Origin of the sequence: Nocardioides speluncae (assembly GCF_003121585.1) — a bacterium.
Taxonomy (GTDB): Bacteria; Actinomycetota; Actinomycetes; order Propionibacteriales; family Nocardioidaceae; genus Nocardioides; species Nocardioides speluncae.
In genome coordinates, this window is sequence record NZ_QEOO01000037.1 from 399,882 (window position 1) to 417,549 (window position 17,668).

The following is a 17,668-nucleotide window of genomic DNA, read 5'->3' on the forward strand; positions in this document are numbered from 1 at the left end:
TCCATGGCGGCACCAGACCCGGGGCAGTTGCTGACCGCCCTCACGACCGAGCACTTCACGCTGCAGACCGCGCGGGCACAGACCACGAGCGAGACGTCGGCCCGCGCCTCGATCTACATGTACTCGGTGTCGAGTGCGCTGGTGGCGCTCGGCTTCGTCAGCCAGGTCGACGGGACCGGCGAGGTGTTCGCGGTCTTCGCGTTCACCGTGCTGCCCACGATCTACCTGCTCGGCTGTGCGACCTATGTCCGGCTGGTCGAGCTGGGCGCCGAGGACTTCCGGTACGGCGTGGCGATCAACCGGATCCGCGGCTACTACCACGAGCTCGCGGGCGACCGGTCCGAGCTGTTCCTCCTCTCCGGCCGCGACGACGCCGCGAGCGTCTTCCTGAACATGGGGCTGACGCCGAAACGCAGCTCGGCCTACGCGTTCTCGAGCGCGATCGCCGTGGTCAACGGGGTGGTGGGTGGTGCGATCGTTGCACTCGCGATCGGCCTGGCCGGCGCCCCGATCTGGGTCGCCGCCGCGGTCGGCGTACTTGTCGCGGCCTCCTCGGTCTTCGGTTGGCTGAGGTTCGCCGCCCGGCTGCTCGACCGCACGGCCGCCGGCGTGGCCACGTCGTGAGGCTCGTGGTCGGTGCCGCGATCATCCGCGACGGCAGCGTGCTCGCCGCGCGCCGTACGGCGCCGGCCGAGGCCGCCGGGCGGTGGGAGTTCCCGGGCGGCAAGGTCGAGGCGGGGGAGTCGCCGGAGGCCGCGCTGGTGCGCGAGATCGGCGAGGAGCTCGGCTGCAGGATCGAGGTGACCGGCTGGCTCGGCGGCAGCGTGCCGATCCGCGACACTCACGAGCTGCGGGTGGCCACCGCACGCCTCCTCGACGGCGAGCCCGTCCCGCACGAGCACGACGCGGTCCGCTGGCTCGGACCCGAGGAGCTCGACGACGTCGACTGGCTCGGGCCCGACCGGCCGTTCCTGCCGGAGCTGGGTGGGCTGCTGCTCAGCAGCGGGTCGGACGCCTGACGACGAACCGCAGGCTCGACGGCACGCCCTCCGCCCGGTCCCGGTTGCGGACCAGCGCGGACAGCGTCAGCCTGCCGGTTCGGCACAGGGCGCGCAGCCGGGCCGGGGTGAGCTTGAAGGACAGCGTCTGGGTGCGGCCCGGCGCCACGTCGTACCCGATCGACGGCGCGGCGTCGGGCGGGCCGGCGGTGAGCAGGCGGGCGGTGCCGCGGCAGCGCTGCGGTCCGGGCCAGGCCGGCCACCGCGACGCGCAGCGCATGCCGACCCTGACCACACCATGCTCGGTCGCGCGCAGCGATGGGCTGCGGAGGTAGGCAGCACGTGCCCGGGCCGGCCCGGCCGGTGGCAGCGGCGAGCCGAGCCAGACCAGGATCGGGTCGAGCGACTGCTGCGGGTTGAAGAGGACCCGTGCGATCTGGTCGGGATCGGTGAACTTCACGCCCTTGGGCCGGCTGACCGTGGGCGCCGGCACCGGTGGCTTCACGGCCTGGTCGGTCACCGAGTCCAGCACGCCCTTCCAGAGCGTGGCGGCCTCGCCGGGCAGCGGGACGGCGTCGCCGGCGCCGACCTCGACGATCACGATGCCCTGGCTGGGCAGCACTGCCACCTGCTGACCGAGCAGCCCGGAGAACGTGTACAGGTCCGCGGGCAGGCCGGGTGCGTACCGGTCCGGGCTGGCGCTGGTCGCCGCGAGGCAGGGCTTGGCCCGGTTCAGCCAGATCAGCCAGCCGTGGCAGCCGTTGGTGGAGTTGGGCGTGAGCGCCTGGCGCATGAAGTCGCGGGAGAGCAGCCGACGGCCCTTCCACACTCCGCCCCGGCGCATCAGCTCGCCGAGCCGCGCGTAGTCGTCGGGCCGCATGTTCATCCCGAAGAAGCCCTGCGTGTGGCCGGCCAGGTCGCGCCGCCAGTACCACGACCCCGGCTGGATGCCGATCGGTCCGAACAGCTCGCGCTGGGCGAAGGCCTGGAAGTCCTCGCCGACCGCGCGCCGTACCGCCTCGGCCAGCAGTGCCGGACCCATCTGGGAGTAGCCGAAGGTGGTGCCCGGCCGGAAGTCGACCTCGGTCTTCAGCGCCGACTTCAGCCGGTCCGGAGTGAGGATGTTGTAGTCGCGAACCGGGTTCAGGTTGAGCCCCGAGGTCTGGGTCAGCAGGTGTCGCATGGTCAGCTCGCCGTGGCTGTGGTCGGCCTGCTTGACCAGCGAGCCGAGCGGGTCGGACGGGCTGATCTGGCCGCGGGTCCAGGCCCGCCCGAACACCATCGCGGTGATCGACTTGGCCATCGACCAGCTCTCGAACTTGAGGTGCTGGTTGACGGCGGCGCCGCGGTCGCTCGCGACCAGGCAGCCGTGCCGGTACACGCGGACCGCCGCGTCGCCGCCCTGGACAGCCGCGTCGATCGCGGCCTGGAGCTTGGCGGCGTCCATGCCGGCCGCGGCGGGCGTCGCCTGCTGCCACTGCGCGCCCGGCTCGGCGCAGCGCTTGGTCGGTGCCTCTGTCTGGGCGGGCGCGGACGCCGCCGGCTGCTGGCTCGGCACAGCCGCGAGTCCGGTGAGGGCGACGCAGGCGGCGCTGGCGAGGGCGAGGCGGTTCATGGCGGCTCCCAGAAGTTGGTCGTACGAACAACAACCGGGCTTTGCCGAGCGGGTTACGTCGGCGCCGGTCCCCAGTGAGGCGAGAATGGCCGGGTGAGAGGAATCTTCTTCGACGAGGACGATGCTCGTGCGGTCGCGGCCCGGCTGGTCGGCGACGGCTTCGACGCGACAGTGAGCCGGGAGCGGCTGGCCGGCGAGGACGACGACGAGGACCACCCGTGGGCGGTGCTGACCGACGCACCGGAGCTGCTCCTGGAGCCGCTGATCGACGAGTACGACGGCTGGCTGGACGCCGAGGACCCCTCGCAGCCCACCCTCCCGCCCCTCGACCTCCCCGCCGCCCCGAAGCGCGTGAAGCGTCGCGAGACACGCGGCTGACCAACGTGCGGGTGGTTCGGTGTCGGGGTTTTGCGGGCGGCGTCAAGCGGCTTGGCCGCGGCGCGCGCCAATGGCGCGCAACCAGCTGCGGCGACCGTGCGCGCGACGCGCCGCCGCAGCGCCCGCAAAACCCCGAGGCCGGACCACCCACCCGCCAGGCCCAACCCGACCGCTGACCCACCCGTGGCTACGCTGGCGAGCATGACCGATAAGCGACTTCTGCTCGTCCATGCCCACCCCGACGACGAGAGCATCGGCCAGGGCGTCACGATGGCGAAGTACGTCGCGGAGGGCGCCGGCGTGACGCTGGTGACCTGCACGGCCGGCGAGATGGGCGAGATCCTGGTGCCCGAGCTGGTGCACCTCGCGGCCGACCAGCAGGACGGGCTCGGCGAGCACCGGCGGGGCGAGCTCGAGGACGCGATGAAGATCCTCGGCGTGACCGACCACCGGTTCCTCGGTGGGTTCGGCACCTACCGCGACTCCGGCATGAAATGGCACGAGGACGGCCACGCGGTCGCCGCCGATGACGTCCACGAGAACGCCTTCTGGCACGCCGACCTGACCGAGGCCGCCGACCACCTGGTGTCGGTCATCCGCGAGGTCCGGCCGCAGGTGCTGGTCACCTACGACCAGTTCGGCGGCTACGGCCACCCGGACCACATCCAGGCCCACCGGGTCGCGATGTACGCCGCCCAGCTGGCGGCCGTGCCGTCGTACCGTCACGACCTCGGGGAGCCGTGGGACATCGCCAAGATCTACTGGGGCGCGATGTCGGCGGGCCGGATGCGGGCCGGGCTGAAGGCGCTGCGCGACGCCGGTGACACCACGACCTTCGAGGGGATGGACCCGGAGGGCCCGCTGCCGCCGTTCGTGACTCCGGACGAGCTGCTGAGTGCGGTCATCGACGGGCCGGAGTACGCCGAGCAGAAGGCGGACGCGATGAAGGCGCATGCCACCCAGATCACCGTCGACGGGCCGTTCTTCGCCCTGTCCAACAACGTCGGCAACACCATCTGGGGCAGCGAGTTCTTCCGGCTCGCCAAGGGCACGGCCGGCAAGGTCGGTGCGGACGGGCTGGAGACCGACCTGTTCGCCGGCCTCAGCGACTTCGGCGACCTCGCCGACTAGCGGTGAGGTGGTGGTGGCTGCCGACGGCAGCGCTGCTGCTGTTCGTCGGTGCCGCCACCGCACTGGCCACGGTCGCGTTGCACGCACGCTGGTGGTGGCTGGTCTACGCGATGCTCACAACGGGCGTCGTGCTCGCCGTACTGCCGGCGCGCTGGTGGGCGCGGGTCGCGTTCGCGGTCGGCTGGCTGCTGATGGTCGGGTACGCCGTACTCGGCCGGCCGGAGGGTGACTGGGCGATCGCATCCGACCTGTCCGGCTATGTGGTGCTGGTCGCCGCTTTGGTCTTCACCCTGGCCGCTGCGCTGACCTCGGCCGGGTCCGGCCCGTCTCGAAACCCGAGAGGATCGATTCGGGAACCGCAGTTACACTCACGCGAGTGACTGATCAGCAAGGCGGGGAGGGAGCGGGCAGGGAGCCCGCACGGAAGCCCACGCCCACTTCCGGGCCAGAGGCCGAGCAGCCGGCCGAGCACACCCAGATTCGTCGGCCGGCGCGTCCGGCCAACCAGAGCTCCGCGCCGCCGCCGGTCCCACCGCCGGTCCGGCAGCCGGGGCAGCCACATTCCCAGCAGCCGGCCCAAAAGCCGGCCCAGCCGGCAGCCCAGCAGCCGACGCAGCAGCCGGCCAAGCCGCCGGCGCCGCCAGCCCGGCCGGCCCGGTCCGTACCGGGCCCGCTGAAGAACCCGTTCGAACCGCTGCCGCCGGCTGCGTCGATGCCGTCCGCGCCGTCCGCAGCGCAGATTCCCTCCGCGGCACTAAACCCGCCCCCACCGCCGCCCGTCCGGTCGGCACCGCGAGCGGAGCCGCCGTCCCAGTCAGCACCGCCGGCACCACCTGTGCCGTCGGCGCCACCGGCACAGCCGTCGTCGCCGCGCCCGCCGCAGACGTTCGGCCAGCCGCGCCCGAGCGGACCTGCGGGCTCAGGCCCCGGCGGACCTGCTGGCCCGGGCGGGCCAGGAGGTCCCGGTGGACCCGGCGGACCGGGAGGGCCGAGCGAGTCCATCGAGCCGACCAGCCAGCGGGAAGGCAGCGGCGGCAAGGTCGTCGCGCTGATGCTGGCCGGCCTGGTCGTGCTGTTCTGCGCGGTGTACGTCGTGGCGTACCTGGTCGCGGGCGACAAGGTGCCGCGGGGCGCGACGGTCGCCGGCATCGACATCGGCGGCAAGAGCCCCAGCGAGGCCACGAAGGCGCTCGAGGACGGCCTCGCCGACCGTCAGCAGAAGGCGATCAAGGTCACAGCCGGCGAGCAGAAGTTCGAGATCAAGCCGGAGGCGGCCGGGCTCGGCGTCGACTACGACAAGTCCGTCGCCGCCGCGGGCGGCGAGAAGAGCCTGTCACCCGGCCGGCTGTTCAGCTACTTCACCGGCGGTGACGACCTCGACGCGGTGATCACGGTCGACGACGACCACCTCACCAAGACCCTCGACGGGGTGAACGAGGACGCCGGTACGCCGGCCGTCGACGGCGACATCAACCTCAACGGCGGCGGCGAGATCGACGTCAAGGAACCGGTCGTCGGCGAGCAGCTGGACCGCGAGGACGCCCGTCAGCAGCTTGAGGAGGCGTACCTCGACGAGAAGCCGACGGCGAAGTTCACGCTGGTCGACGACAAGCCCGACGTCGACGAGGAAGACGTCCAGGAGGCGCTCGACGAGTTCGCCAACCCGGCGGTGTCCGGGCCGGTGACGCTGGTGTTCGACAAGGAGCCGGTGAAGCTGACCCCGGAGGAGTTCTCCGAGCCGCTCGGCATGAAGCCGGAGAAGGGCGAGCTGGTTCCCGACCTCGACGAGGACCTGCTGGCGAAGATCGTCGAGGGCAAGGTCAGCAAGGCCAACAAGCCGGTCGACGCCACCGTGAAGATGGTCGATGGCAAGCCGAAGGTGATCCCGGCGCGGCCGGGCGTCGGCTTCGACCAGAAGGACATCAGCGACGCCTTCCTCACGACCGTGGTCAAGGAGGACGCCGAGCGCAAGATCAAGGTCAAGGCCCGGGTCGCGAAGGCGAAGTTCACGACCAAGGAGGCCCAGAAGCTCAAGATCAAGGAGCAGGTCTCGACCTTCACGACGTACTACCCGCACGCCGACTACCGCAACACCAACATCGGGCGCGCGGCCGAGCTGGTCAACGGCACCCTGCTGAAGCCGGGTGAGACCTTCTCGCTCAACGACACTGTCGGCGAGCGCACCAAGGAGAACGGCTTCACCGAGGGCTTCATCATCAGTGACGGCATCTTCAAGGAGGACCTCGGCGGCGGCGTCTCGCAGATGGCGACGACCACGTTCAACGCCGCGTTCTTCGCCGGCCTCAAGGACGTCGAGCACAAGCCGCACTCGTTCTACATCGACCGCTACCCGGTCGGCCGGGAGGCCACGGTCGCGTGGGGCGCGGTCGACCTGCGGTTCACCAACAACACGCCGTACGGCATCCTCATCGACGCCCACGTGCAGCGGTCCACGCCCGTCTCGAGCGGTGTGGTGACGGTGTCGATGTGGTCCACGAAGCACTGGGACATCACGACCGAGACCTCCTCGCGCTACAACCAGACCAGCCCCGGCACCCGCACGCTCACCACGGCCGACTGCTACCCCAACACCGGGTACGGCGGCTTCGACGTCGACGTGACGCGCTACTTCCGCAAGGCCGGCTCGGACACGCTGGTCCGCAAGGAGGTCATGCACACGACGTACATCCCGTCCGACACCGTGATCTGCAAGAAGCCCGGCGAGGGCGGCCGGCGGTCAGGCAACGGGAACTGAGGACGAGCTGGTCACCGTGACCGGGTGCTGGACGACGGCCCAGAAGAGGTAGCCGTCGTCGTTGGTCGGCACCCGGTCCGGCTGGGTGCGGCCGCTGCTGTCGGTGGCGCGGGTGCGGATCACCTGGTCGCCGGCGGCGGCCGGCGTCCACGGGTGCTCCCACTCGACCCAGCAGGACCGCTCGTTGGGGCCGGTGAGGGTCGCCTCCTCCCAGGTCTGCCCGTCGTCGGTGCTGACCTCGACGGCGGCGATGGTGGCGTCGCCCGCCCAGGCCCGGCCGCGGAGCACGGTCAGCCGGCCGGCCACGACCTCGGAGCCCGGCGGCAGGTCCATCAGGCTCTTCACCGGCATCCGGTCCAGCACCGCGGCCTGCGGGTCGCCCGTGCCGTCAGGATCGTCGTACCCCGGGCCGTGCATCCGGTACCACTTGGTGCTCCACGGCGACTCGCTGCGGGTCGTGGCCACCTCCAGCGAGCCGAGCCACTTGATCGAGGCGATGCCGACCCAGCCCGGCACGACCAGCCGGACGGGGAAGCCGTGGTCCGGCTCCAGCGGCGCGCCGTTCATCTCCCAGGCGACGAGCACGTCGTCGAGCGCCTTCTCGATCGGCAGCGGCCGGCGTACGTGGCCGTAGTCGGTGCCCTCGCAGACGTACGACGGGTCCAGCCCGACCGGCATCACCTGTACGGCGTCGTCGCGCAGCCCGGCGTCCTCCAGCACAGTTCGCAGCGGTACGCCGGTCCACGAGGCCAGCCCGATCGCGCCGAGCCCCCACTGCGTGCCAGGCCGGAACTCGCCCTGCTGCTCGTCGTACAGCCGGCGGCCGTTGCCGGTGCACTCCAGCGCCCGGTCGTACGTCGTCTCGCCGAGAGCCTTGAGCTCGTCCAGCGAGTACGCCATCGGGCCGCCGTCGACCCCGTCTCCCCACACCTCCAGCCGCCAGCTCGCCACATCGATCTCGGGCGCGGTGGTGTGGTTGCGCACGAAGAAGCGCTCGGTGGGGGTGCGGTAGGACAGCAGGTCTGTCGCCGCCCAGTTCGTCTCGACGTCGGTGCCGTGGTGGGTGAACCACTTGCCGCCGTCGACGGGGTTGCCGTCGGGGTCACGCAGCATGCGGAAAGGGTACTAAACGACCGAGGTTTCTCTAGTTCCTTGCGCCATCCAGTCGTAGCCGGCGCTAGACCTCGATCTGCGAGCCCATGATCACGGTGCGGTCCCGGGGCAGGCCGAAGTACTCCGCGGCGTCGGCGGTGATGCCCGACGTGGCCACGAAGAGTCGCTTGCGCCACTTGCTCATGCCCGGGCGGTCACCGACCTTGAGCTCGATGGTGGACAGGAAGTACGACACGTCGTCGACGTCCAGCTCGAACTCCAGCGGCTCGCGTGCGGCCAGCCGCAGCGCGGCGGGGATCTTGGGCTCCTGCATGTAGCCGAAGAAGAGGGTGACGTGGGCGATGTTGTCGTCGCCCCACTCCAGGTCGTCGACCACGACCCGCTCGGAGTCCGGGACGTGCGGCACGTTCTTGGTCTCGATCGAGGCGATCAGCACCTTCTCGTGCAGGATCCGGTTGTGGTCGACGTTGGCGCGCATCGCCAGCGGCGCGGTGTCCTTGCCGCGGTTGAGGAAGACCGCCGTCCCCGGCACCCGCGGAAGCGGCGGGTCGGTCTCGTGCAGCTCGTCGACGAACTCCTGCAGGTCGCCCTCGACGGCCTCGCGCTGCTGAGTGACCAGCGCGCGGCCGCGCTGCCAGGTGGTCAGGATCGTGAACACCACGACGCCGATCAGCAGCGGCAGCCAGGCGCCGTGGGCGAGCTTTGTGAGGTTCGCGCCGAGGAACAGCAGCTCGAGGCTGAGGAAGAACGCGCCGCCGAGCAGCACCAGCCACAGCGGCTTCTTCCAGTGCGTGTAGACGTAGTAGAAGAAGATGATCGTGGTGATCGTGACGGTGCCTGTGACCGCCATCCCGAACGCGAACGCGAGCGCGATCGAGGTCTTGAAGGAGAAGACCAGGATGAGTACGCCGATCATCAGCGCCCAGTTGACGAACGGCACGCAGATCTGGCCGATCGTCTCTGCCGAGGTGTGCAGGATCCGCAGCCGCGGCAGGTAGCCGATCTGAGCCGCCTGGCGAGCGACCGAGAACGCGCCCGTGATCACCGACTGCGAGGCGATCACGGTGGCAGCCGTCGCGAGCAGGACCAGTGGCAGCTCGCCCCACTCCGGAGCGAGCCGGAAGAAGGTTAGGCTGCCGGCGGTCGACGGGTCCTGCAGGAGCAGCGCGCCCTGGCCGAGGTAGCTGCAGATGCAGGCCGGGAAGACCAGGATCAGCCAGGCCTTGGTGATCGCCGGCCGGCCGAAGTGGCCGAGGTCGGCGTACAGCGCCTCCGCGCCGGTGACTGCGAGCACCACGGCGGCGAGCGCAAAGAAGGCGATCCCGAAGTGGTTGACCAGGAAGCCCAGCGCGTACGTCGGCAGCAGCGCCTTGAGCACCTCCGGCTCATCGGCGATGCCGGTGATCCCGAGGGGTGCCGATCGTCAGGAACCAGACGACCATCACCGGTCCGAACAGGCTGCCGACCTTCCCGGAGCCGAGGCGCTGGCTCAGGAACAGCAGCACGATGATTACCGCGGTGATCGGCAGCACGAACCGCTCCAGGTCGGGGTTGACCAGCTCCAGCCCCTCGACTGCCGAGAGCACCGAGATCGCCGGCGTGATCATGCTGTCGCCGAAGAACAGCGCCGCGCCGAAGATGCCGAGCGCCGCCAGCACGGCCTTGGTCCGCCTGCCACCGCGAGCGCCGCGGCGGGCGATCAGCGTGATCAGCGCCAGGATGCCGCCCTCGCCGTCATTGTCGGCGCGCAGCACGAGCGTGACGTACTTGAGCGTGACGATGATCGTCACCGACCAGAAGATCAGCGAGACCACGCCGAAGATGTTGTCGATCGCGTCCGCCGGGACCGGGTGCGGGTCCTCGGGGTTGAAGACCGTCGAGATCGTGTAGATCGGGCTGGTTCCGATGTCGCCGAAGACCACTCCCAGCGCCCCGAGGGCAAGCGCCGACTGCTTGGGGCTGGGAGTGGTCTTGGGCGCGTCTGTACGCGTCGTCACGGCGGTCATGCTGCCAGTGGGATGGCCTGGAGGGCATGACCAGCGACACGTTCGGCGTTAGGAACCCGTTAGAGCCCTTCTACGGGGCTAGCCGGTTCAGGTCGCGCGGGAAGAGCGTGACCTCGCGGATGTTGGCCGCCTCCACCAGTCGCGCCGTCCACCGCTCCAGGCCGATGGCGAAGCCGCCGTGTGGCGGCATCCCGTGCGCGAACGACTGCAGGTACGACGCGTACGTCGCCGGGTCCTCGCCGTTGGCCGTGATCGCCGCGACGTAGTCCGAGTGCCGGTGCAGCCGCTGTCCGCCCGTCACCAGCTCCAGCCCCCGGAACAGCAGGTCGAAGCTGTTGGACCACCTCTCGTCACCCGGCTGGGGATGGGTGTAGAACGGCCGCTTCACCATCGGGTAGCCCTCGACGGCCAGGAAGTCGCTGCCGTGCTCGCGCCTGGCCCACTCACCGAGGGCGCGCTCGTGCTCCGGCGCCAGGTCCGGCTCGTCCTCCGGAGCGCCGACCAGCGCGAGGGCGTCGGCGAAGTGGATGACCGGGATCTCGGCGGGCACCACCGGCAGCTCGGCGCCGGTCCGCTCGACAGCGGGCGCGGCGTACTCCCGGACTCCGGCGACCATCCCGGCGACCACGTCACGGAGCACGGCCAGCACGTCGCGGTGGTCCTGGACGAAGCCGAGCTCCACGTCGAGCGAGACGTACTCCGCCAGGTGCCGCACGGTGTCGTGCGGCTCGGCGCGGAACGCCGGCCCGACCTCGTAGACGCGCTCGAAGACGCCGACCAGCTGCTGCTTGTAGAACTGCGGGCTCTGGGCGAGGTACGCCGGCCGGCCGAAGTAGTCGACCACGAAGACGTTCGCCCCCGACTCTGTCGCCGAGGCCACGAACTTCGGCGTCTGCACCTCGGTGAACCCGGCGGCGTCCAGGGTCGCGCGGAAGCCGCGGACGGTGGCCGCTGCCAGCTCCCAGCGGGCGCGCTGGGCGGGGTGCCGCCAGGTCACCGGGGCGTTGTCCAGGAGCGTCGGCAGCGACGCGGACAGGCTCGGCCGCCACAGCTCCACCGGCGGCGTGGCGGCCGGCTCGGTCAACAGGGTGATCGCCGGGTCGGTGATCTCGACCCCGCCCGGTGCCGCCTCGTTGGCCGTCACCGTCCCGATCACCTCGACGGTGGTCTCCTCGGGCGCCTCGCTGACGCTCTTGAGGGCGTCGCCGTCCTTGACCACCACCTGTGCCAGGCCGGTCCGGTCGCGGAGCACCAGGAACGTCACCGCCGCCAGCTCGCGGCGCCGGTGTACCCAGCCTTGGAGCCGTACGGCGTCGCCGGGTGTGGCGTGGGGGAGTTGCGCGCACAGGGTGCGCTTGGTCGTGCTCATTGAGAATCACCTCCAGGTCGCTGTTCAGTCCTGGAGGTGTGGGCGGGGACTAGGTCGCGGTGCCACCACACCTTTGCTTGCTGGTCGCAAGCCTCTCGTCGGTACGCCGCACGCGCGGGCCGCCGCACTCCGCCATCGAGGGTGGGAGGTTCGTCAGGCCTCATAGCCGCCGGGAAAAGGGTAGGACGGATGCCGGCGGATCTTCAAAGGGGTTCCGCGCTAGCGTCGGGATCATGGCATCGACCCGGTTCGACTATGCGGTGATCGGCGCCGGCGTTGTCGGCGCCAGCGTCGCCCGCGACCTGGCGCGCGGGGGCGCGCGCGTCGTCGTACTCGATCAGGCGCCTGGGATCGGCGGCGGCTGCTCGTACGCCAACGCCGCGATCCTGGCGCCGGACCACGTGACTCCGCTGGCGACGCCGGCCCTGCTGAGCGAGGCACCGGTGCAGATGATGCGCCGTCCGCCGGCGGTGCGGGTCCGCCCGGCGCGAGGCCTCGCGGCGTGGCTCGGCGGGCTGACCGCCTCGGCGGCGCCGGGCCGGGCGCGCGTTGCCCAGGAACGGCTCCGCGAGCTCGCCCACGAGAGCACCCGCCTGCACCGCGACCTGGCCGCTCAGGGTCTCAGTCCGACGCTGCGCAAGACCGGTGCGATCGACGTCTACCTCCGCTTGCCTCGCCGGGCGGCCGGCCTGATCGACCCAGAGCGGCTGCGCGAGCTCGAGCCCGGTCTCGCCGAGGTGGCCGGTGGCACCCACCACGACGAGGAGTGGACCCTCGAGAGCCGGAGCTACGTGACCGCCACCCTCGACGACGCCATCAGCCACGGCGCCGAGCTGCGGTTCGGCACCAGCGTCAGCAGCCTGCGGCCGGCGGGACGAGGCGTCGAGCTGGTCACCCCGGCCGAGACCGTCAGCGCGGACCACGTCGTCCTCGCGGCAGGTCTCGGGTCGGCGGCGCTGGCGGCCCAGGTCGGCCTGCACCTGCCGCTGCGCGGCGGTCGCGGGTACGTCGTCGACGTGGCCGTCGGCGACAGCGCTGCGGTGCCGCGGCTCCCGGTCCGGATCAAGGAGCACCGGATCGTGGTGACGCCCCTCGCCGACCGGGTCCGGGTGTGCGGCTCCATCGAGTTCGGCGACGAGACCCGGCCCGCGCAGCTGTCCCGCGCCGACGCGCTGCTCGAGGTCGCCGCCAAGGTGCTGCCGGGACTGGCGGGCCAGCCGGTCATCGACCGGTGGGCGGGGGACCGGCCGTGCACCTCGGACGGCGTACCGATCGTCGGCACGTCGAAACGCGTCCCCGCTGTCTCCGTCGCGACCGGACACGGCATGTGGGGGCTGATCCTCGCGCCGGCCAGCGCTCGGCTGATCACCCAGGCACAGACTCAGCCGTGGCTGTCTCCGGACCGGTTCACCGTTGGTGCCAGCGGCCCGGGGTCTGGCTCCCGCGGCCCCACCAGGCGTCGTACTGGCTCGTCCCGTCGGTGACGTTCACGGTCACCGAGTCGACGCCGGCGCGGGCCGCGAGCCGGCGTGCCGCCGGACCGACCTTCTTCGTCAGCACGCGGGTCGCGGCTCGGGCGTCGTCGGCCTGGTAGGTCACGGTGAAGTACTGGCCGTTGCCCTCGCGGGCGGTCACCTTCACCTCCGGCAGGTCGGTCAGGCCGGCCATGAACTCGTCCCAGCGCACCGCGGTCGACTTCGCGATCGCCGCGTCGAGGTTGAACGAGAAGTCCTCTCCCGAGACCGTCCATGAGACGCTGGAGGGCTGCTCGACCGCCGCCAGCCGGCTGAGTACGGCGGGCCAGTCGGCGGCGGCGCCGGCGTCGAGCATGGTGATCGCGAGGTTGCTGCCGATCGGGTGCCCCTGCACCGACGAGCCGGTCGCCCGGCCGGCGTCGACGATCGTCTTCAGCAGCCGCGCAGTGTCCGTCTCGGGGTCGGGCTGCTCCCCGGTGACCAGCGAGGACGCTCGCTGCCGGTCGACCTTGCTGCCGGGGAAGGCGATGTACGCCGACGCGTCCGGCTTGTCCGCAGCCACGAATGCGACCCGGGTGCACCAGTCGACGCCGTCGGTGACGTCGTACACCTCGCTGACCAGGTCGGCCAGGCCGGCCGGGTCGGGGTCGGCGCCGATGGCGACGGCCACCACGCCCTCGTCGTGCACCTTCCAGCTCGGGCCCTTCTCCCAGTCGGCGTCCGCGGCCACGACGCCGGGGATGTCGGCGACCCGGTCCGCGGTCTCGTCGACGTCGCCGGGCTCGCGGGCGCAAGAGGTGAGCGCCAGGCTCAGCAGGAGTACGGCGATCCCCGCTGCTGGCAGGCACTTCCCGCGCCCGTCGCGCGGGCCGTCGGTCATACCCGTGCCTGTGGCCCCGGCGTGAGGTACCGGTAGGCGTGGTGGACGGTGAAGCCGAGCCGCTCGTAGAGGCCCCTGGCGGCCACGTTGTCCTCCAGCACCTGCAGGTACGCCGTGGTCGCGCCGCGTTCGGCGCCCCACTCGAGCATCGCGTCGACCAGCGCGAGCGCGAGCCCCTGGCGGCGCCGGGACGGCTCTACGTTCAGTGCGTGCAGCCCCAGCCAGTCGCGGTCGTACGCCGCGCGGGCCCGCGCCACGTCACCGACGTGCGCCTCCAGCCGCGGCCCGTCCTCGGTCAGCACCAGGTCATCGCGCTCGACGTTCTGCAGCGCCCGGATCGCCTGCCAGACCGAGGACACCAGGAACAGCGTGTCCGGCTCGTGCGGCCGGTCGACCACCCAGCCGGAGCCCTGGAACGACGCGCAGACGTCGGAGTCGGCCTCGACCATCACGATCGGCTTGGTGTCCTTGGCGCTGTAGAACTCCACGATCCGCTCCACCGCACCGCTGAAGGACGTGCCGGGCTGGCCCATCGCCAGCGCGGAGTTGGCGCGCCGTACCGGATCGGACGCGGAGCGCAGCACCCAGTCGCCGAGCTGCTCGGTCACCACGTCCGGCCACATCGCGATCGAGCGCAGCTGGGCCTCCAGCGGCGTGATCCGGAGCCGTACCGACGGCCGTGGCGGCACCGGCTTCCCGGACACGATGTCGGCCAGCGGGATCGCCACCGCGGTGCCGTCGTCGCGGCGCACCATCACGTGGTTGTCGACCCACGCCTCGCAGTGGCCGATGACGTCGGTCAGCAGCGGGCCTCCGGATGGCCCGGTCTCACCGGGTACGACGCGTCGGACAACGACCCGCCGCCCGACGACATGCGGGCCTAGCAGGTGCTCGCTCACATCGTGGGGCTCATCCCTGGACATCACTACCGGGATACTAGGCTGTAGGTGACCGGGACCCGCAAGACCGGTCCAAGCATCCAGCACGAACCTCTGGAGGATTCAGATGACCTACGTCATCGCTCAGCCGTGTGTCGACTTGAAGGACCGCGCCTGTGTTGACGAGTGTCCGGTCGACTGCATCTACGAAGGCAAGCGGATGTTGTACATCCACCCGGACGAGTGCGTCGACTGCGGCGCATGCGAGCCGGTCTGCCCGGTGGAGGCGATCTTCTACGAAGACGACACGCCTGAGCAGTGGAAGGACTACTACAAGGCCAACGTGGAGTTCTTCGACGACCTCGGCTCGCCCGGCGGTGCCGCGAAGATGGGCGAGATCGACAAGGACCACGCGGTCGTCGCTGCGCTCCCGCCGCAGGAGCACAACGAGTAGTCACGCGTGCCCGACCTCGTCTCCGCTCGGCTTCCCGACTTTCCGTGGGACTCGCTGTCGGCGTACGCCGAGCGCGCCCGGCAGCACCCAGACGGCTTGGTAGACCTCTCGATCGGTACGCCGGTCGACCCCACTCCTGAGGTCGTCCAGAAGGCGCTCGCTGCTGCCACCGACGCGCCCGGCTACCCGACCACGATCGGTCGGCCGGAGACCCGGCAGGCCGCGGTCGACTGGCTGGCCCGCAGGTTCGGGGTCACCGGGCTCGGGCTGGACGGCGTGCTGCCGACGATCGGCTCCAAGGAGCTGATCGCCACGCTGCCGTCGTACCTGGGGTTGGGGGAGGGCGACCTGGTCGTCTACCCCGAGCTGGCCTACCCGACGTACGAGGTGGGCGCCCGGCTCGCGGGCGCCCGTGCGGTTGCCACCGACTCGCTTACCAGCCTCGGCCCGGAGACCCCGGCCCTGGTCTGGGTGAACTCGCCGTCCAACCCGACCGGGCGGGTGCTGCCCGCCGAGCATCTCAAGAAGATGGTCGACTGGTGCCGTGAGCGCGGCGCGATCCTGGTCTCCGACGAGTGCTACCTCGAGGAGGCGTGGGAGGGGACGCCGCCGGTCTCGGTGCTGCACCCGGACGTCTGCGGCGGCTCGTACGACGGTGTGCTGAGCGTCCACTCGCTCTCCAAGCGCTCCAACCTCGCGGGCTACCGGTGCGCCTTCGTTGCCGGCGATCCGGCGCTGGTCGCCGAGCTGCTCGCCGTACGCAAGAACCTCGGCCTGATCCTGCCCGCCCCGCAGCAGGCCGCCATGGTCGCCGCCCTCGACGACGACGCGCACGTCGCCGAGCAGCACGCCCGGTACGCCGCCCGCCGGGCCAAGCTCAAGGCCGCCCTGACCGCCGCCGGCTTCACCATCGACCACTCCGAGGCCGCGCTCTACCTCTGGACGACCCGCGGCGAGCCGGCTCTCGACACCGTCTCCTGGTTCGCCGACCGCGGCATCCTGGTCGCCCCCGGCACCTTCTACGGCACCGCCGGCGCCCAGCACGTCCGGATCGCCTTCACCGCCACCGACGAGAGCGTCGACGCCGCCGTCGCCCGCCTTTCCTGAGTGAGCGCACAGGTAGTCGAGCAAGCGAGCGCCAACGAGCGTCGTCGAGACCACACCCGCCGGGTCTCGTCTCGACGACGCTCGTTGCTCGCTGGTCGACCACCCGGATTAGCGCAGCTCGCCGCTGAGTATCCGGACGCAGACCGGCACCCACGCTCGGCATTCCCGGCCCGGGAAGTCGTCCCCGAGCGCTTGCTCGAGTCGATCCATCGCCTGGGTCCACGCTCGGTACGCCGGTCGGTGCGAGGTTCGCTGCCACTCCTCCCACTCGCTCTCTGGGGCCGACGCGGGCGGCTCACCGTCCTCGATGGTCTCCAGGACGACGATCGCGTTCAGCGCGCGTCGTGCCGCCTCTTCCAGGTCCGGCGTCACCGGCACGTACGGGTGACCGACACGGGCAGTCTTCGTTTCCGGTGCCGCCCATCTCCGTCGCGGGTCAGGTGCCGGTATTCGCTGACGAGCCAGAGAACGGCGCTGACGCACACCGCTGAGAACAGCAGCCACATCATGGTGACTCCTTCGGTTACCGGGCTAATGGTTAGTGGGGTTACCTATCGAAGGTAGCAGGTGGGTAACCCCCCTAACAATCCCTGCGATCGGTGGCGGCACCTTGCGCCTTGGCCGTGGGTTAGCCCCGTTTCGGAAGGTCTGGGAGGATGCACGGCATGGATGTTCGGACCCTGCACGAAGCCGCATCGATCCCGGACCCACTGGAGCGAGCCCGAGCTTTGACGGTGCTCATGACCGAGGATCAAGGCCTGACCGACGCGGCCGCGCGCTACCGCCGACAGGCCGTCGCAGACGCACGTGCAGAGGGCATATCGCGGGAGCAGATCGCATCGGCTCTCGGTGTGACACCGCCGCGCATTTCGCAGATCGCGAAGGGGTCGACGGCGAAGGCGCCGTCGCCGCCGGAGAGCCCGGCTCCCCGAGTACTCGTCCAGCGAGCACTACCTACGCCCCCCGCTGTCCGCGGCAGTGTCAGCCTCTTCCTGGTCGAAGCCGAGCGGCAGGGCATCAAAGCGGACCGGAAGATGCTGTACATCGGGCTTGAGTCAGCATCCGAGCATGTGGCCCACGCTCTGAATGTAGAGCCGGGCGAGGACGTCGTCGCGCGAAGGAAGATGATGTTCGCCAACGACGTCCCGGTGCGGATCGCCACGTCGTACTTCAGAGCGGATCTTTTCGCGGACACCAGGCTCGCTGAACCGGAGTTCGTCCGTCCGACCCTCCAGTCGGCGCTGTTGGACCTGGGTTACGCCTTCGGGCGAGCCGAGGAGACACTGGTCGCGCGGTCGGCGTCGCTCTTCGAGCGGGAGACCCTTGAGCTCGACTCCGGCGAGTGGGTCGTCCAGGTATTGCGCACGAGCTATAGCACCGAGGACACGCCGGTCCACGCGTTGGAGACGATCTGCGCAGCGTCCCGCCACATCTTCCCGATCGGCCAGGTCGCCGGCGCCGACGAGTTCTGACACGTAGTCCGTCACGAAACGGTTGGCTGCGGCCGCC

18 protein-coding genes are annotated in these 17,668 nt (G+C 70.9%); 10 read left to right on the forward strand and 8 right to left on the reverse strand.

What is annotated here, in order from left to right; all coding sequences use genetic code 11:
- The first annotated feature begins 3 nt into the window (after positions 1-3).
- Both DDV73_RS21690 and DDV73_RS21695 read left to right on the forward strand, forming a co-directional pair.
- Positions 4-624 (forward strand): hypothetical protein, encoded by a 621-nt coding sequence (locus DDV73_RS21690; RefSeq protein WP_109509326.1) that lies wholly within the window; start codon positions 4-6, stop codon positions 622-624.
- Positions 621-1,019, forward strand: coding sequence for a (deoxy)nucleoside triphosphate pyrophosphohydrolase (locus tag DDV73_RS21695; RefSeq protein WP_240617401.1), 399 nt, complete (start codon positions 621-623; stop codon positions 1,017-1,019). The genes DDV73_RS21690 and DDV73_RS21695 overlap by 4 nt, the downstream gene beginning before the upstream one ends.
- Here the strand turns inward: DDV73_RS21695 and DDV73_RS21700 are convergent.
- Positions 997-2,613 (reverse strand): serine hydrolase domain-containing protein, encoded by a 1,617-nt coding sequence (locus tag DDV73_RS21700; RefSeq protein ID WP_109509327.1) that lies wholly within the window; start codon positions 2,611-2,613, stop codon positions 997-999. The two genes, DDV73_RS21695 and DDV73_RS21700, sit on opposite strands and share 23 nt — an antisense overlap.
- Before the next feature lie 93 nt (positions 2,614-2,706).
- Here DDV73_RS21700 and DDV73_RS21705 point away from each other — a divergent pair, with 93 nt between their 5' ends.
- The 4 genes from DDV73_RS21705 (at position 2,707) to DDV73_RS21720 (ending at position 6,877) form a co-directional block, all read left to right on the forward strand.
- Complete coding sequence (locus DDV73_RS21705; protein WP_109509328.1) at positions 2,707-2,991, forward strand: hypothetical protein; 285 nt, start codon at positions 2,707-2,709, stop codon at positions 2,989-2,991.
- 201 nt (positions 2,992-3,192) lie between these two features.
- Positions 3,193-4,122 carry an N-acetyl-1-D-myo-inositol-2-amino-2-deoxy-alpha-D-glucopyranoside deacetylase gene (gene mshB, locus DDV73_RS21710; protein WP_206051015.1) on the forward strand — a complete coding sequence of 310 codons (930 nt, stop codon included), beginning with the start codon at positions 3,193-3,195 and terminating at the stop codon, positions 4,120-4,122.
- A gap of 2 nt (positions 4,123-4,124) precedes the next feature.
- Complete coding sequence (locus tag DDV73_RS21715; protein WP_109509329.1) at positions 4,125-4,502, forward strand: hypothetical protein; 378 nt, start codon at positions 4,125-4,127, stop codon at positions 4,500-4,502.
- Positions 4,499-6,877 carry a VanW family protein gene (locus DDV73_RS21720; RefSeq protein ID WP_154402854.1) on the forward strand — a complete coding sequence of 793 codons (2,379 nt, stop codon included), beginning with the start codon at positions 4,499-4,501 and terminating at the stop codon, positions 6,875-6,877. Before DDV73_RS21715 ends, DDV73_RS21720 begins: the two co-directional genes overlap by 4 nt.
- Here the strand turns inward: DDV73_RS21720 and DDV73_RS21725 are convergent.
- From DDV73_RS21725 to aspS, 4 genes are all read right to left on the reverse strand, one after another.
- Positions 6,860-7,990, reverse strand: a complete 1,131-nt coding sequence (locus DDV73_RS21725; RefSeq protein WP_109509331.1) for a sulfite oxidase — start codon at positions 7,988-7,990, stop codon at positions 6,860-6,862. The two genes, DDV73_RS21720 and DDV73_RS21725, sit on opposite strands and share 18 nt — an antisense overlap.
- Positions 7,991-8,054: 64 nt before the next feature.
- The gene (locus tag DDV73_RS21730) at positions 8,055-9,368 is read right to left on the reverse strand and encodes a KUP/HAK/KT family potassium transporter (protein ID WP_206051016.1); all 1,314 of its coding nucleotides are present in this window, start codon (positions 9,366-9,368) and stop codon (positions 8,055-8,057) included.
- Between the two features lie 7 nt (positions 9,369-9,375).
- Positions 9,376-9,987 carry a KUP/HAK/KT family potassium transporter gene (locus tag DDV73_RS29550; protein ID WP_206051017.1) on the reverse strand — a complete coding sequence of 204 codons (612 nt, stop codon included), beginning with the start codon at positions 9,985-9,987 and terminating at the stop codon, positions 9,376-9,378.
- 79 nt (positions 9,988-10,066) lie between these two features.
- Positions 10,067-11,365 (reverse strand): aspartate--tRNA(Asn) ligase, encoded by a 1,299-nt coding sequence (gene aspS / locus DDV73_RS21735; RefSeq protein ID WP_109509332.1) that lies wholly within the window; start codon positions 11,363-11,365, stop codon positions 10,067-10,069.
- Between the two features lie 233 nt (positions 11,366-11,598).
- Between aspS and DDV73_RS21740 the strand changes: the two genes are divergently transcribed.
- Positions 11,599-12,849 (forward strand): NAD(P)/FAD-dependent oxidoreductase, encoded by a 1,251-nt coding sequence (locus DDV73_RS21740; RefSeq protein ID WP_109509333.1) that lies wholly within the window; start codon positions 11,599-11,601, stop codon positions 12,847-12,849.
- Here the strand turns inward: DDV73_RS21740 and DDV73_RS21745 are convergent.
- Positions 12,773-13,720, reverse strand: a complete 948-nt coding sequence (locus DDV73_RS21745; RefSeq protein ID WP_109509334.1) for a hypothetical protein — start codon at positions 13,718-13,720, stop codon at positions 12,773-12,775. The genes DDV73_RS21740 and DDV73_RS21745 overlap by 77 nt on opposite strands.
- On the reverse strand, positions 13,717-14,643 hold the full coding sequence (locus tag DDV73_RS21750) for a GNAT family N-acetyltransferase (RefSeq protein ID WP_109509335.1): 927 nt from the start codon (positions 14,641-14,643) through the stop codon (positions 13,717-13,719). The genes DDV73_RS21745 and DDV73_RS21750 overlap by 4 nt, the downstream gene beginning before the upstream one ends.
- 82 nt (positions 14,644-14,725) lie before the next feature.
- Between DDV73_RS21750 and fdxA the strand changes: the two genes are divergently transcribed.
- Together fdxA and dapC are read left to right on the forward strand one after the other, a co-directional pair.
- Entirely contained in the window at positions 14,726-15,052 is a 327-nt protein-coding gene (gene fdxA / locus DDV73_RS21755) for a ferredoxin (protein WP_109509336.1), read from the forward strand.
- Between the two features lie 6 nt (positions 15,053-15,058).
- Positions 15,059-16,159, forward strand: a complete 1,101-nt coding sequence (gene dapC, locus DDV73_RS21760; RefSeq protein WP_109509337.1) for a succinyldiaminopimelate transaminase — start codon at positions 15,059-15,061, stop codon at positions 16,157-16,159.
- A gap of 108 nt (positions 16,160-16,267) precedes the next feature.
- Here the strand turns inward: dapC and DDV73_RS21765 are convergent, their stop codons facing one another.
- Entirely contained in the window at positions 16,268-16,531 is a 264-nt protein-coding gene (locus DDV73_RS21765) for a hypothetical protein (RefSeq protein WP_154402855.1), read from the reverse strand.
- 368 nt (positions 16,532-16,899) lie between these two features.
- Between DDV73_RS21765 and DDV73_RS21770 the strand changes: the two genes are divergently transcribed.
- On the forward strand, positions 16,900-17,631 hold the full coding sequence (locus DDV73_RS21770) for a GntR family transcriptional regulator (protein WP_240617416.1): 732 nt from the start codon (positions 16,900-16,902) through the stop codon (positions 17,629-17,631).
- Positions 17,632-17,668 lie beyond the last annotated feature (37 nt).

Bases quoted from the DNA above. Each gene is read 5' to 3' on its own strand.
- DDV73_RS21745 (WP_109509334.1), bottom strand. From the start codon at position 13,720: ATGACCGACGGCCCGCGCGACGGGCGCGGGAAGTGCCTGCCAGCAGCG.
- DDV73_RS21690 (WP_109509326.1), top strand. From the start codon at position 4: ATGGCGGCACCAGACCCGGGGCAGTTGCTGACCGCCCTCACGACCGAG.
- DDV73_RS21700 (WP_109509327.1), bottom strand. From the start codon at position 2,613: ATGAACCGCCTCGCCCTCGCCAGCGCCGCCTGCGTCGCCCTCACCGGA.
- DDV73_RS21750 (WP_109509335.1), bottom strand. From the start codon at position 14,643: ATGTCCAGGGATGAGCCCCACGATGTGAGCGAGCACCTGCTAGGCCCG.
- DDV73_RS21770 (WP_240617416.1), top strand. From the start codon at position 16,900: ATGACCGAGGATCAAGGCCTGACCGACGCGGCCGCGCGCTACCGCCGA.
- DDV73_RS21725 (WP_109509331.1), bottom strand. From the start codon at position 7,990: ATGCTGCGTGACCCCGACGGCAACCCCGTCGACGGCGGCAAGTGGTTC.
- fdxA (WP_109509336.1), top strand. From the start codon at position 14,726: ATGACCTACGTCATCGCTCAGCCGTGTGTCGACTTGAAGGACCGCGCC.
- aspS (WP_109509332.1), bottom strand. From the start codon at position 11,365: ATGAGCACGACCAAGCGCACCCTGTGCGCGCAACTCCCCCACGCCACA.
- mshB (WP_206051015.1), top strand. From the start codon at position 3,193: ATGACCGATAAGCGACTTCTGCTCGTCCATGCCCACCCCGACGACGAG.
- DDV73_RS21740 (WP_109509333.1), top strand. From the start codon at position 11,599: ATGGCATCGACCCGGTTCGACTATGCGGTGATCGGCGCCGGCGTTGTC.